Origin of the sequence: Candidatus Poriferisodalis sp., from assembly GCF_965198245.1 — a bacterium.
Lineage (GTDB): Bacteria > Actinomycetota > Acidimicrobiia > Acidimicrobiales > Poriferisodalaceae > Poriferisodalis.
The window spans coordinates 1,287,377-1,300,796 of sequence record NZ_OZ240249.1; the positions used below are offsets into that span (position 1 = coordinate 1,287,377).

The window sequence follows — 13,420 nt, forward strand, 5'->3', positions numbered from 1 at the left end:
ACTTACCTATGCTGCCGACAGGTTTCGAACTCGACTTGTTTGGTGAGGCCGTGTGGCGGCAGTTGCCGATGATCTGCTTGCGGCTGGACCGTTGACGCGTGCCGAGCAACGCCGCATCGCGCAGGCTGAGGGACTGACTGCGGAATGTCGTTCGGAGCTTGGGCAGTACTTCACTCCTGCCCCCATAGCGAGACTGTTGGCCGACATGTTCGAACCGCCGGAGGGACGGGTACGCGTCCTGGACCCCGGTGCCGGCGTCGGTTCGCTCTCGGCTGCACTAGTTGAACGCGCAGCCAGCGAGGGATGGCACTGCTTGCTGGACGTAACAGCCCTGGAAGTCGACGATCGCCTGCTGGAAGGTCTCGAAGCGACCCTCAGTGACTGCTGCGATGTAATGCCCTCAGTTCAGGGTCGTGTCGAGCATTCGGATTTTTTGACATGGGCTGCGGCCCAGGCAGCGCCAGAGATGTTCCAGCGAGAACGTCTGCCGTTCGATCTCGTCATCATGAACCCGCCATACGGCAAGCTGCGCACAGCTTCGGCGACTCATGAGCGGCTTCGACGTCTTGGTGTTCGTACGAGCAACCTGTATTCGGCCTTTGTCTGGCTTGCTAGCCGCTTGCTCGTTCCCGGTGGCCAGCTGGTCGCGATCACCCCGAGGAGTTTCTGCAACGGGTCGTATTTCAGGCCATTCCGGCAGGCCCTGCTGGACGATTGTGTGCTACGGGACATCCACGTCTTCGAATCCCGCGACACCGCATTTCGCGACGGCGCGGTGCTGCAAGAGAACATCATCTTCAGGATCGTTCGGTCCGCTCAGCGCCCCCCGGTGCAGATCGCCGTCAGTTCGGGTTCGGGTCTCGACGAACCTCGCCGGCATGAAGTCAGCGCCGACTCGGTCGTCCACCCGAAGGATCCACGGCTCTTTATTCGCATACCCGAGGACCCCGCGAGCGTCGTGCTGGCGGAGCACGTAGGAGGCCTCCCGCAGACGCTGGCAGGATTGGGTGTCACAGCCTCGACAGGCCGGGTGGTGGACTTTCGGTCGCGGGAGCACCTGCGTGAAGACTGCGACGGCGACGGCGACGCGATCCCGTTGATCTACCCCGGACACTTGCGGCGAGGCAGGATCAACTGGCCGGGTGAGTCCAACTCCAAGCCGTGCGCGATTGCGGTAACGCCGGCAACCAAAGGCATGTTCCTGCCTTCGGGTGAGTACGTGCTGGTCAAACGTTTCTCATCGAAAGAGGAACGCCGACGGGTAGTCGCGGCCGTGCTGGAATCCTTGGATCTGCCGAGCGATGTCGTCGCCATGGAGAATCACGTCAACGTGCTGCACGTCTCGAACCGAGGCATGGAACGCTATCTCGCATGGGGATTGGCGGCCTACCTCAACTCGACGATTGTCGACCTGTTCTTCCGGCAGTTCAACGGGCATACACAAGTGAACGCTGCCGACTTGGAGTCGCTTCGGTATCCGGACGTTCAGTCCCTCCTGGCCTTGGGTGCCGAGGCACGCTCAGCTAATTTCGAGCAGGCAGCCACGGACTTGCTGGTGGAACGCCACGTCCCGGCTCTCGAAGGTGTGCGGTGAACCACCAGATCACCCAGCGCATCTCCGAGGCGCAGTGGATTCTCAAGGAACTCGGATTCCCTCCTGCGCAGAGCAACGAGCGCTCTGCACTTGCCTTTCTCGCGCTTCTTGACGTGAAGCCCGACATGCCATGGGCGGCGGCGGGCACCCCGCTGCGGGGCATCACCGAGATGATGAAGTTCATGCGTGTCCACTACGGCAAGGACTATGCGCCCAATACCCGCGAGACGGTTCGACGGCAGACAATTCACCAGTTCTGCGCCGCCGGTTTGGCTACAAAGAACCCCGACGATCCCGACCGCCCCACCAACAGCGGCAAGACCGTCTACCAGGTCAACGGCATTGCCTGGACGCTGGCCAAGGCCTACGGCACCGACGCTTGGTCAGAACGCCTGGCCACCTATCTCGAGCGGGTAGGGACGCTCGCCGACCAGCTTGAGCGCCAGCGCCGGCTGCGTCGCATTCCGGTGCGTTTGCCTGATGGCACCTCCGTCGATCTCTCGCCAGGAGGTCAGAACCCGCTCATTAGGGAGATCATCCAAGGGTTCTGCCCAAGATTCACGCCCGGAGGAGCCGTTTGGTACATCGGCGATGCCGATGAGAAGTTCGCGGTCTACGACGAAAACGCATTCATGCGAGCTCGTATCAGCGTTCCCCATCACGGCAAGATGCCCGATGTCATCGTCGAGCATGTGGACGAGTCGTGGCTCGTCGTTGTCGAGGCCGTGACATCTCACGGACCCATCGATCCGAAGCGCCGAGCCGAGTTGGACCAGCTCTTGCAATCGCCGCGTCTCGGACTCGTCTACGTCACGGCGTTCTCAGATCGAGCGACCTTCCGTCAATACGTCGCAGACATCGCGTGGGAAACCGAAGTTTGGATTGCCGAATCGCCTGACCATCTCATTCACTTCGACGGATCCAAGTTCTTGGGTCCCTACGACTGAGATTGGCCCCCTGTGGGTGAGGGTGCACCCGTCGATGTGGCAACGGTGCTTTGCCAGTGGGCCACCGGGGGCCTGGCGTACCTGTGGGTGACCACTCGGCGACGCGAAGTCGGGCTGGGCTACGGGTGGCTGTTGCGCTCGCTGTATGGGGTGATCGCAGTCATTGCAGCCGTCGCCGGCTTCGTGTTCCAGCTGAACGCGGTGCGCGACTTCGCCTGCATCGCGATGGCGCTCTGCGCAGGCGCGACGCTCGTGCGCTCGGCACTGCCCAACGTGTCCCCAGCGGGCCCCCGTGAGCCAGCCGGAAGCATCGACAGCGACGGTGCAGCACCAGCTGAGTCCTCCCCGCGGAGGACGATCGAGGTCTTCGACTCGCGCTGGGATCTTGCGGCACCGCTCGCCGGCGTGGTGGGCGTGGTGGCTGCGGGACTCGGCGCCAGCGGAGACATCAACCCGGTTCTGCACCTCGCGCGCGTTGTCGTCGGCGCTGCGTTCCTGGGTGCCGTCAGCGATTCGATGCTGCTGGGTCACTGGTACCTCGTGCAGCCGGGACTGCGGCGGGAACCGCTGCGGGAACTGGTGCGCCATCTTGGCGGGATCTGGCCCGTCGAAGTGGGGCTGCTGTTGCTGCCCACGGGAATGATGGCTGTGCTCACCGGCAGCATCGATGATGGCTATGGCGGGCTGCTGGGCTGGTTCTGGGCCGCGTGCGCCATCACCACGGTGGCGCTCGCATCGCTAGCCATGGCTGCGCTGCGCGAACGCCAGTACGCGGCCGTCATGGCCGCCACCGGGCTGCTCTACCTAGCGATCCTTACCGGCTTCGGCACCGACCTCGTGGCTCGCGTCACTCTCGCCGGTTAGTGGATGGCGTTTCGAGCTTCTGGCTCGATGTCCCGCGTTAGTCCTGCGGCGACGTCTCGTCGGTACTCGGCTGAGCAACGGGAGCACGCTGTGCCGATGGTGCTGGCGCTGCGAGAGGAGCTGGGCGCCTCGGCGGGGACGGTAACGCGTGTGGCTCCGCAGCTCGGCTACGGCGTGGAATCGGTCCGCAAGTGGGTGGCTCAGGCCGAGATCGACGCAGGCGTCCGTGCAGGGCTGAGCTCGGCGGAGAGCGAGGAGCTACGACGGTTGCGCCAGGAGAACCGCGAGCTGCGTCGGGCGAACGAGATCGTGCAGGGGGCGACGACTCGTGCCCGGACGCGCGGGACACCGAGGACGAAGCCCAGACCGAAGTGCGGGCAGTTTGCAAGTTTGACGAGCGGCAGTTCGGCATCGGAGACGATGTGGAATACGACGTTGACGCGTGCGATGCCGCCCAGCACGCCTTTGAGATCGCCGGCTACGCGGCATTGCGCGCGTGCACGAGATAATTGATCTGCTTGCTGCACAAGCACCCCGTCGAGCATCGACGTACAGCCGATACCCGGCGCCATCCAAGCAGAAGCCATCTGCGGAGCACGTGGCTGGCAGTCGTTCCGTCATCGCTGCAGCAGTCGAGAGCCACGCATGGGCGCACTGGCAAGGAACGGCGAGACGACAACGGCAGCCGCATCGCACCTCCAACGCAGTCGTAGCATTTGGCTGGTGAAGCAAGCAGAGCAGGCACCGGGCTGGGAGCCACTCGAACCCGTGTGGGAGATGGTCGGCAGATTCTGGAGAATCCAATACGGCTTGGAGAGCATGTTGCGGAACACGTTGCCGATGTTCACCGACGAAGACTGGACACTGCTGACTGCTGGTCAACTGAGGACCAAGTGCGAACGATGGTACCGCTCTCTCGGTATCAACGAATTCGTTCAACTTGACGAGGGGCTTCAATGGATCAAGCAGAGCGTCGCCAACCGAAACTGCGTTGCCCACGCCAAGCTCGAGGGCGAGTACCTATGGGGCATCTTCAAGCCGATCAACGGCGAAGAAGGACAACGGCTAGAAATCACCCAACAATGGCTTGAAATCGCGTACGCCACAGCGTGGGTTGCTTTGCGCATGATCCATGATCTCGGCTTGGCCGTCATGGCTGCTGAATTCAGCAACGCCTTCTCTGCTGGCTTGGAGAAGATCCCCGATGAGGAACTGGCCCAAGCAGAGAGGGCTATTGCGAATCTGCCTCCCGAGCGGCGTCAATGGTTGGAGTCACTTACAGAGCCTCTGTTGTTCCCTGCGGGCCGACCAAAGTACATAGCGCGAAGTCCATCGCCTTGACCTTTCTCAACAGGCCTTAGCAAGACTCACCTCAGGCGCCGGTCCATTCGGGCGGGCGCTTCTCCGCGAAGGCACGTCCGCCCTCTTTGGCATCGTCGCTGTCGCCCACGATCCTGCGAATCGACTCGCCCATGCGCAGGGCCTCGGTCCAGCCCATCCGCTGGCTTCGCCACGCCACTTCCTTGACGGCCCGTACTGCCAGCGGCGCTCCCTGGCACAGGCGCGCCGCCAGCGAACGTGCTTCGTCCATGAGCGTGTCGTGCGGCACGACCTTCCATGCCAGGCCCATCTCGCGGGCGCGTTCGGCGTCGATGTTGTCGCCCGTCAGCAGGATCTCCATGGCGTTCGCCCAGCCGATCTTGTGCGGCATCCGCATCGATCCCACGATGGTCGGCACGCCGATCTTCACCTCGGGCATGCCGAATACGGCGCGGTCCGACGCGATTAGGAAGTCCGCCACCAGTGCCCCTGTTAGCCCGTAGCCGATGCATGCACCGTTGACGGCCGCAATGACGGGCTTGAACAGTTCAAGACCACTCTCGAGGCTGTTGACGGTCGGGACCTCGAAGTACGACCCCGACCACGATCCCGCCGAGCCCCGGGTCGGGTCGCGCAGGTCGGCACCGGCACAGAACGCCCGCCCGGTGCCGGTCATGATCGCCACCCAGGCGTCGGGGTCGTTATAGAACTCCATCCACGCCGCATTCAGGCACTGGCGCATGTCGCCGTTGATGGCGTTCATGGCCTCGGGCCGGTTGTAGGTGATGGTGGCGATGTGCCCGCCGAGTTGGTACGTGGCAGCCGCGTCGGGGTCCGAGGTGTCAGGCACAGGGCCCCTGTAAGAAGGATCGGTCATGCGAGTCGTTCTAGCGCACCCGCTGCGCCGGGACGATTTCAGCGGCCTCCCCCATTGACCGGTCAGTTCGAAGCACGGCAGGTACGTTGAGCAGGTGAGCGGCGGCACCGATGACAATGCGGTGATCGTCGAGACATCGGCGCTCACGCAACGCTTCGGGTCGACCGTGGCGCTTGACACGCTGGACGTGCGCATGCGACCCGGAGTCACCGGGCTGGTGGGCGCGAACGGCGCGGGCAAGACCACCTTGCTCAACGCCCTGCTCGGCCTGCGCATCCCGACCTCGGGCTCGGCGACGGTGCTGGGACTGGATCCACGCAGCCAGGGTGCGGCCTTACGGGCGAAAGTGGGGTTCGCTCCCGAACGTGACGTGCTACCCGACGAGATGCGCGCCGTGGACTTCGTGCGTCACCTGTCGCAGGTGCGTGGCCTGCCTCGTAGCGAGGCGCGCACCCGTGCCTCGGACAGCCTGTGGCTGGTCGGCTTGGGCGAGGAGCGCACACGCACGCTCGGCACGATGTCCACCGGTCAGCGCCAGCGGGTCAAGCTGGCACAAGCCATGGCGTCAGATCCGCAACTGGTGCTGCTCGACGAGCCGACGTCCGGGCTCGACCCAACGCAGCGCAGCGACATGCTGACCCTGATCGGCGAGATCAGCAACGAGCACTCGGTGAGCGTCGTGCTGTCGTCGCACCTGCTCGAGGAGGTCGAACGGGTCTGCGACCACATCGTGGCACTCGACGCGGGTCGCCTGGTCGCCGAAGGGCCGATCGCCGAGCTGATCGGCGACGGCGACGGCGAGGGCGTCACCTTGGAACTCGTCGACATTGCCGTGCCCTCGGGATCGGTGGACGCGGTCGTAAGCATGCTGCTCGGTGCCGGCATCGAGGTGGAGCGCTCGGGCACCACGCTGCGGCTGGGAGGCGTTGACCGCGACGAGCTGTGCGACCGGGCTCGCGACGCGGTAGCGGAAGCAGGAGCGCGTATCCGGCGTCTCGAGACCCGCCGCCGCACCTTGGCCGACCTGTTCGAAGCGTCAGCCATATGAACGACATGAACGACGCCCGCACGATGGCGACCGAAGCCGCCGACGACGCTGCACAGATTCTCGACCAGCGCTACCGGCCCTACAACGGCCCCCGCCGCGGACTTGCCGGCGCGATGCGCGCCGTCGTCGGGTCGTCATTCAGGTTCACGCTGGGATTCGGGCGACCGGCGCGCCACAAGTTCCTGCCGTGGCTGGCTGTGGTGATCGCACTGGTTCCTGCCATTGTGTTCGTCGGCATCGCCACCGTGATCGACGTCGACATGATCTCCGAGCAGATCCTGCCCGACTACCACCAGTACTACGGCTTGATTGAGGCGGCGCTGTTCTTCTACTGCGGCATCGTGGTGCCGGAGATCCTGGTCGCCGACCGCCGCAACGGGATGCTGCCGCTGTACTTGTCGACGCCGCTGCGGCTGTGGAGCTATCTCGTCTCGAAGTCGGCCGCGGTGGCCGTCACGTTGGCGGTCATCACCATCGGGCCGCTGCTGTTCCTGCTCATTGCCTACACCGTGGAGGGATCGGGTCCTGATGGGCTGGGGGACTGGCTGATCGTGCTCGTGCGCATCTTGGGTTCCGGCATCGCCATCGCCGCCACCATCACCGCGGCCAGCCTGGCCATTTCGAGCCTCACCGACCGGCGCGCCTTCGCAGTGATCGGCGTCGTCCTGCTCTTGCTGGGCAGCAATCTCGTCACCAGCGTGCTCGTCGAAACCGCCGAGCTCGACGCCCGGTTGTACGCGTTCAACCTCGGCGAAATCGGTGCGGCGCTGAAGGACCGCATCTACGGCGTCGGTCCGCCGACCCCGTTGGGGGCGGGTGAAGCGTCGCAGGGCCAGCGCCTCAGCGAGCTGTCGACGATCTTCGTCGTGGCGGTGAACGCGGCTTGGGTCGCAGCAGGCGCGGCAGTGGTTTGGTGGCGCTACCGGCGGATCGAGGGGAGCTGATGAACGCGCGCCCCCATCCGGTGCCTGCACCCGAACCCGATTCGACGACCGGACGGCCCTCGCCCTGCAGCGGATCCGCTGACCCCTCGACGGACTCCCCGAATGACGCCACGCCCTCCGGCATGGTCGAGGTGCATGGAGTGTCGAAGTTCTTCGGTGACGTGGTGGCCGTGTCGGACGTGACGTTCACGGTTCGCGCCGGCGTCACCGCGCTGCTCGGTCCCAACGGTGCGGGCAAGTCGACGCTCTTTCGCATGATGTGCGGGCTCACCCCGCCATCGCGTGGAACGGTGCGAGTGCTGGGAGCCGACGCCCGGGGAGATCGCGACGTGCGAGGCCGCATCGGTCTCTCGCCCCAGCAGGACGCCCTCTTCGACCGGCTCGACGCACTCGACTTCGTGAGCATTGCCGCGGCAACCCAGGGCGTGGCTGACCCGAGAGCTGCCGGACGCCATGCACTGGGAGTTGTCGAACTCGACCCGGACGATCATCGGCCGGTGTCGGGCTATTCCAAGGGCATGCGCCAGCGCACCAAGTTGGCTGCCGCACTCGTCCACGATCCTGAGGTGCTGATCTTGGACGAGCCGCTCAACGGCCTCGATCCAGTCCAGCGACGTCGCATGATCGAACTGCTCGAGGGCTTGGGCGCGCAGGGACGCTGCGTGCTCGTGTCCTCGCATGTGCTCGAAGAGGTCGCTCGCCTGGGGTCACGCATCCTGGTGATCGCCCAAGGCCGTCTGGTGGCGAGCGGCGACTACCGCGATCTCCGGGAGCTGATGGACGATCGCCCGCACCGCATCAGCATCGAAGCAGACCAGCCTCGTGCTCTCGCCGCTGCGCTTGTCAGCTCGGGCACCGTCGTGGGCGTGCGCATCGACGGCGACGTGGTGGTGGCAGACACGCTGGAGGTGGATCGGCTCGGGCGTGAGATCGCGCCATTGGCGAAGGGCCTCGGCACCCGTCTGCGACGCGTCATACCGCTGGACGAGGACCTCGAATCGGTATTCCGCTACCTGGTGGAACGACGATGAGCGAAGCCATCGACACGGGGCAGACGACCGTGCAACGCCGTCGTGTCGGATCCGTACGGGCGACCGTGCTGTGCTACCGAGTCCTGATCCGCCAGATCGTGACGGCCGGCCGGCTCGCGGCACTCGCCGCTCTCGGAGCAATCATGATCGTGGTCGGCTGGGTCGCGGGGATCGCTGCGGCTGACCGGGACCTCAGCGCAGCGGAGATGTTGCGTGACGGGGCGGGCTACGCCGATGCGTTCGGCTTGATCGTGATCGTCCCGATCGTGTCGTTGGTGTTCGCCGCGGCCTCGCTGGGTGATGCCCGCGATGACGGCACGCTCGTGTACTTGTGGCTGCGTCCGATGGGTCGCGCGCCTGTGGCAGCCGCCGCGGCCGCGGTCGCCATGACGGCGGCGCTGCCGCTGTGCGTTGCACCGACGGTGCTGGGGGGCTGGCTGGCATCAGGCGGCGCTGCAGGGTCGGGAGACCTTGCAGTCGGGATCTTGGCTGCGGCGGCGCTGGGGACGGTGGCGTATTCGTGCTTGTTCGTGCTCGTCGGGCTGCTGTTCCGCAAGGCGGTGCTGTGGGGGATCGCCTACGTATTGCTGTGGGAGGGACTCGCTGTGGGTCTCGGCGAGTTCGCTGCGCGGCTCTCGCTGCGCGGCTATGCCCGTTCGGTGCTCGCCCAGATCGCCGACGTCGACCTGGGTTTCGATCCCAACCGTGGGGTCACGGCCATCGTGGTGCTCGCCTGCGTGTCGGTCGCGAGCCTCGGTCTCGCCGCGTTGCGCCTCAGGCATATCAACGTGGACTAAGTGCCTCAGCGGATAGGCGGCGATGCCCGGCAGCCCCGACGGCTTGGACTTTGCGCAGAAATGCCGCCACAGACGGCAAAATTGCACAAAGAAAGCGTGACAGCAACTTTCCGAGACGTCGACTATCCGCGCGGCCTCTCAGAGCCCGAGTTCCCCCAGTGTCGGGTTGACCCGACACAATGTGCGGGTGCGCTTGGTGATCCAGATCCCCTGTCTCGATGAGGCAGAGACGCTAGGTGAGACCCTGAGCGCGCTGCCACGCCAAGTGGAGGGCTTCAGCGAAGTGCTGTGGCTGGTCATCGACGACGGCTCAACCGATGACACGGTCGACGTGGCATGGACTCATGGCGCCGACGCAGTCGTGAGCCTGACGCAGAACAAGGGGCTCGCGGTGGCCTTCGCCAGCGGCGTCGACGCAGCGCTGCGCATGGGTGCCGACGTCATCGTCAACACCGACGGCGACAACCAGTACAACGCGGGAGACATCAGCCGGCTCACCGAACCGATCGTCGCGGGTCGGGCCGACCTGGTCATCGGCTCACGGGACATCCGCAATCACCCTGAGTTCTCACCGCTCAAGAAGCGGCTGCAACGACTCGGCTCGTGGACCGTGCGCCAGGCCTCGGCCACCGATGTGGCCGACGTCACCTCCGGATTCCGTGCCTACAACCGGGAGGCGGCGCTCGCAGCGAACGTGGTGTCGCGCTTCACGTACACGCTCGAGACGGTGATCCAGGCCGGCAAGTCGGACTTGGCCGTCACCGATGTGCCGGTTCGGGTGAATCCCACCACCCGCCCGTCCCGCCTTTTCAAATCCAAGCGGCAGTACGTGCGCAGGGCCGCGGGCACCATCGTCCGCGTGTACGCCATGCACGAGCCACTGCGGGTTTTTGCCGTGTTGGCTGCGGGGTTCGCGGCGGTCGGCGTCTTGCTGTTCGCCCGCTTCGGATGGTTCCTGGTGACCTCAGACGGTTCGGGCCACGTGCAGTCGCTCATCATCGGCGCGGTTGCGTTGCTGGTGGCGATGCAGTTGCTGATGCTCGGTGTCCTAGCGGACCTGCTGCGAGCCAACCGGGTGATTGCCGAGCGAACGCTGCGCCGGGTGCGTGCCATCGAGCTCGACGTCGGCACCCTTACTAGTGACAAGCGGGTGGCGGAGGAGAGTTCTTCCCCACCCGCCGCGCCAGGGGGCTCCGCAGCTACGAGATAACGACCACCACGTCGCCGGCGCCCACGGTGTCGCCCGGCGCGACCTTGATCTCGGTGACGGTTCCGGAGCGGTCCGCGTTGATGCTGTTCTCCATCTTCATGGCTTCGAGCACGACCACGCCGTCGCCGCTGGTGACCTCTTGGCCGACCTCAACAAGGATCTCGACGATGGTGCCTTGCATCGGGACGGTCACCTGACCCGTACCGGTGCCGGCTGAGGCGGCGCTGCTCGCGCGCCTCGGGCGCGCCGAAGCAGTTGCAGCGCCGGACGAGGCTGCCTCGGGCACCCATGCGCTCACCGAGAATCGCTTGCCATCGACCTCGACGACGACGTCGCGCCGCACGCGCGGCATGTCGTCGCTGTCGGATGTGCCACCAGACCCGACGGGGGGCTCGGCGTCGGCCTTGCCGCTCACACCACTCAGGTCGAGTTGTTCCTCAACCCATCTGGTGCTGTGGGTGCCGGCCCGGAAATCTTCCGACGCCATGATCACGGTGTGGGCGGCAACAGTTGTCGCAACGCCGCCGATGCTCAATTCGCCCAGCGCCCGCTGCATGCGAGCGATTGCTGTCGGGCGGTCCGAGCCCCACACGATGAGCTTGCCGATGAGGTTGTCGTAGTACTGGCTGATGGTGTCGCCTGCCTCGTACCCGCCGTCCCAGCGAACGCCGAAACCGTCGGGCACACGCAGTGACGTCAGCGACCCGGGTGAGGGCAGGAATCGCCCGCCCGCGGGATCCTCGGCGTTGATACGCGCCTCGATGGCGTGCCCGACCGAGGTCACCTCCGACTGCGTGAACGACAGCCGCTCGCCGGCGGCCACCCGGATCTGTTCGCGGACCAGATCGACGCCGGTCACCATCTCCGTTACCGGGTGCTCCACCTGCAGCCGGGTGTTCATTTCCAAGTAGAAGAACTCGCCGTCTTGATAGAGAAATTCGACGGTGCCTGCGTTCGTGTAGTCGCAGCCGCGGGCAACCGCCACCGCTGCGTCTCCCATCGCCTTGCGAACGGCGTCATCGAGAAGCGGCGCGGGACTTTCTTCAACCAGCTTCTGGTGCCGGCGCTGAGCGGAGCAGTCGCGCTCGCCCAGCCAGACGGCGTTGCCGTGATGGTCGGCGATGATCTGCACCTCGATGTGGCGCGGCCAGGTGAGGTAGCGCTCCATGTAGCACTCGCCGCGCCCGAAGAACGCCTCGGCCTCGCGCTGCGCAGACTCCAGCGCGGCTTCGATCTCGTCAGGCCCGCCAACGACCTTCATGCCGCGGCCGCCGCCGCCGTAAGCCGCCTTGATGGCGATGGGGTAGCCATGGGTTGCCCCAAAAGCAGCGACCTCGTCGGTCGAGGTGATCACTTCGGTGGTGCCCGGAACGCCGGCGACCCCGGACCGTTGGGCAGCGAGGCGCGCCGAGATCTTGTCGCCCATCACCTCGATGGCTTCCGGTGGCGGTCCCACGAAGGTCACACCCCGGGAGGTGATGGCCCGCGCGAAGTCGGCGTTTTCGGAGTAGAAGCCGTAGCCGGGATGGACTGCGTCAGCCCCGCTGCGGGAGATCACGTCCAGGATTGCTTCGGTGTTGAGGTAGCTCTCGGCTGCCGTCCGGCCGCCGAGGGCGAACGCCTCATCCGCGAGCCGCACATGCATGGCGTCGCGGTCCAGTTCGCTGTAGACGGCGACCGATGAGATGCCCAGCTCGCGGCAGGTCCGGATGACACGCACAGCGATCTCGCCCCGGTTGGCGATGAGGAGCTTGCTGAACACGAATCAGGTCCTAACAGGCCGCGCGGATAGGCAGAACATCGATCGGCGACGTTATTGCTCTCCGCTCCTGTTCGCTACCGATACTGTCGCTGCGTGCCTGCCGAGCAGGATCCGGGGCAGTTCGACTCACCGCACTTCAGCAGTGTCGACGGCACCCGCTTCACCGATGTCGAGTGGCACGACGAGATCGGCTCCACCAATACCGAACTGCTCGATCGGGCCCGACGCGGCGCACCCGAAGGGGTCGTGCTGATTGCGGACCGCCAGACCGCCGGTCGCGGTCGCCGTGGTCGCAGGTGGACGGCGCCGCCGGGCAGCTCGTTGATGATGTCCGTGCTGCTGCGACCGCCAGCGGGTCCGCTGCCTCCTGCTCGTGCGGCCTTGGTGACGCTCGCAGTCGCGCTTGCTGCAGCCGACGCATGCGAGCAGACGAGCGGCATTCGACCCCAGCTGAAGTGGCCCAACGACCTTGTGATCGCTGGCGATGCGGGCCTTGGCACAACTCGTCAAGACCGCAAGCTCGCCGGCATCCTGGCTGAGTCCATCAGCACCCAAGGACAGATCACGGCACTTGTTGTGGGCATGGGCCTCAACACCGGGTGGCCGGAGGTGCCCGCAGAACTGGACGGCATCGCGACCAGCCTCAACCTGGAATCTGGTGTTCCAGTGGACCGAACTCTGCTGGCGCGCCGGGTGCTTGCGGGACTCGAAGCTCGATACGGGCGCCTCTGCCACAGCGGCGAAGGTGCCAGCGACGCCACCGGGACAACCAAAGTGCTGGAAGAAGCGCGGCAGAATTCGGCCACGCTCGGCCGTCGAGTTCGCATCTCGCTTGATGCCACGACGATGTCGCGTGTCCTCGAAGGACTCGCGACTGACCTCGATGCCCAAGGGCGATTGTTGGTCACCGATGACGCCGGCGCTGCCCACACTGTGGCCGTCGGCGATGTCGTGCATCTGCGGTCGGCCCAGTAGTGGTCGAGGCTGGGCGAAACTCTTCTGTGCCCGGACTCGGCGTCGGGTAGA

The 13,420-nt window shown here is 65.5% G+C and carries 12 protein-coding genes and 1 pseudogene; 11 read left to right on the plus strand and 2 right to left on the minus strand.

From position 1 onward, the window contains the following. Positions 1-52: 52 nt before the first annotated feature. From ACOCMM_RS06095 to ACOCMM_RS06115, 5 genes and pseudogenes are all read left to right on the plus strand, one after another. Positions 53-1,594, plus strand: coding sequence for an Eco57I restriction-modification methylase domain-containing protein (locus tag ACOCMM_RS06095; protein WP_419552298.1), 1,542 nt, complete (start codon positions 53-55; stop codon positions 1,592-1,594). Then, positions 1,591-2,541: a BsuBI/PstI family type II restriction endonuclease gene (locus ACOCMM_RS06100; protein ID WP_419552299.1), complete on the plus strand. Its 951-nt coding sequence runs from the start codon at positions 1,591-1,593 to the stop codon at positions 2,539-2,541. The genes ACOCMM_RS06095 and ACOCMM_RS06100 overlap by 4 nt, the downstream gene beginning before the upstream one ends. A 12-nt stretch (positions 2,542-2,553) precedes the next feature. Continuing rightward, positions 2,554-3,405 (plus strand): hypothetical protein, encoded by an 852-nt coding sequence (locus ACOCMM_RS06105; protein WP_419552300.1) that lies wholly within the window; start codon positions 2,554-2,556, stop codon positions 3,403-3,405. 27 nt (positions 3,406-3,432) lie between these two features. Beyond that, positions 3,433-3,732, plus strand: a pseudogene (locus tag ACOCMM_RS06110) (transposase); the annotation flags it as partial. 396 nt (positions 3,733-4,128) lie between these two features. Continuing rightward, positions 4,129-4,746, plus strand: a complete 618-nt coding sequence (locus ACOCMM_RS06115) for a hypothetical protein (protein ID WP_419552301.1) — start codon at positions 4,129-4,131, stop codon at positions 4,744-4,746. A 31-nt stretch (positions 4,747-4,777) separates the two neighbouring features. Here the strand turns inward: ACOCMM_RS06115 and ACOCMM_RS06120 are convergent, their stop codons facing one another. Continuing rightward, positions 4,778-5,602, minus strand: a complete 825-nt coding sequence (locus tag ACOCMM_RS06120; RefSeq protein WP_419552302.1) for an enoyl-CoA hydratase/isomerase family protein — start codon at positions 5,600-5,602, stop codon at positions 4,778-4,780. Positions 5,603-5,696: 94 nt separating this feature from the next. Between ACOCMM_RS06120 and ACOCMM_RS06125 the strand changes: the two genes are divergently transcribed. From ACOCMM_RS06125 to ACOCMM_RS06145, 5 genes are all read left to right on the plus strand, one after another. After that, positions 5,697-6,650 carry an ABC transporter ATP-binding protein gene (locus ACOCMM_RS06125; protein WP_419552303.1) on the plus strand — a complete coding sequence of 318 codons (954 nt, stop codon included), beginning with the start codon at positions 5,697-5,699 and terminating at the stop codon, positions 6,648-6,650. Further along, positions 6,647-7,594: an ABC transporter permease gene (locus ACOCMM_RS06130; RefSeq protein ID WP_419552304.1), complete on the plus strand. Its 948-nt coding sequence runs from the start codon at positions 6,647-6,649 to the stop codon at positions 7,592-7,594. Before ACOCMM_RS06125 ends, ACOCMM_RS06130 begins: the two co-directional genes overlap by 4 nt. After that, positions 7,594-8,625 carry an ABC transporter ATP-binding protein gene (locus ACOCMM_RS06135; protein ID WP_419552305.1) on the plus strand — a complete coding sequence of 344 codons (1,032 nt, stop codon included), beginning with the start codon at positions 7,594-7,596 and terminating at the stop codon, positions 8,623-8,625. The genes ACOCMM_RS06130 and ACOCMM_RS06135 overlap by 1 nt, the downstream gene beginning before the upstream one ends. Next, entirely contained in the window at positions 8,622-9,422 is an 801-nt protein-coding gene (locus tag ACOCMM_RS06140) for an ABC transporter permease (RefSeq protein ID WP_419552306.1), read from the plus strand. The genes ACOCMM_RS06135 and ACOCMM_RS06140 overlap by 4 nt, the downstream gene beginning before the upstream one ends. Positions 9,423-9,618: 196 nt before the next feature. After that, a complete protein-coding gene (locus ACOCMM_RS06145) occupies positions 9,619-10,632 on the plus strand; it encodes a glycosyltransferase family 2 protein (RefSeq protein ID WP_419552307.1) in 1,014 nt (337 codons plus the stop codon). Here the strand turns inward: ACOCMM_RS06145 and ACOCMM_RS06150 are convergent. Further along, complete coding sequence (locus ACOCMM_RS06150; RefSeq protein WP_419552308.1) at positions 10,622-12,394, minus strand: acetyl/propionyl/methylcrotonyl-CoA carboxylase subunit alpha; 1,773 nt, start codon at positions 12,392-12,394, stop codon at positions 10,622-10,624. The two genes, ACOCMM_RS06145 and ACOCMM_RS06150, sit on opposite strands and share 11 nt — an antisense overlap. Positions 12,395-12,487: 93 nt before the next feature. Here ACOCMM_RS06150 and ACOCMM_RS06155 point away from each other — a divergent pair, with 93 nt between their 5' ends. Continuing rightward, complete coding sequence (locus ACOCMM_RS06155) at positions 12,488-13,369, plus strand: biotin--[acetyl-CoA-carboxylase] ligase (RefSeq protein ID WP_419552309.1); 882 nt, start codon at positions 12,488-12,490, stop codon at positions 13,367-13,369. The last annotated feature ends 51 nt before the right edge of the window (positions 13,370-13,420 follow it).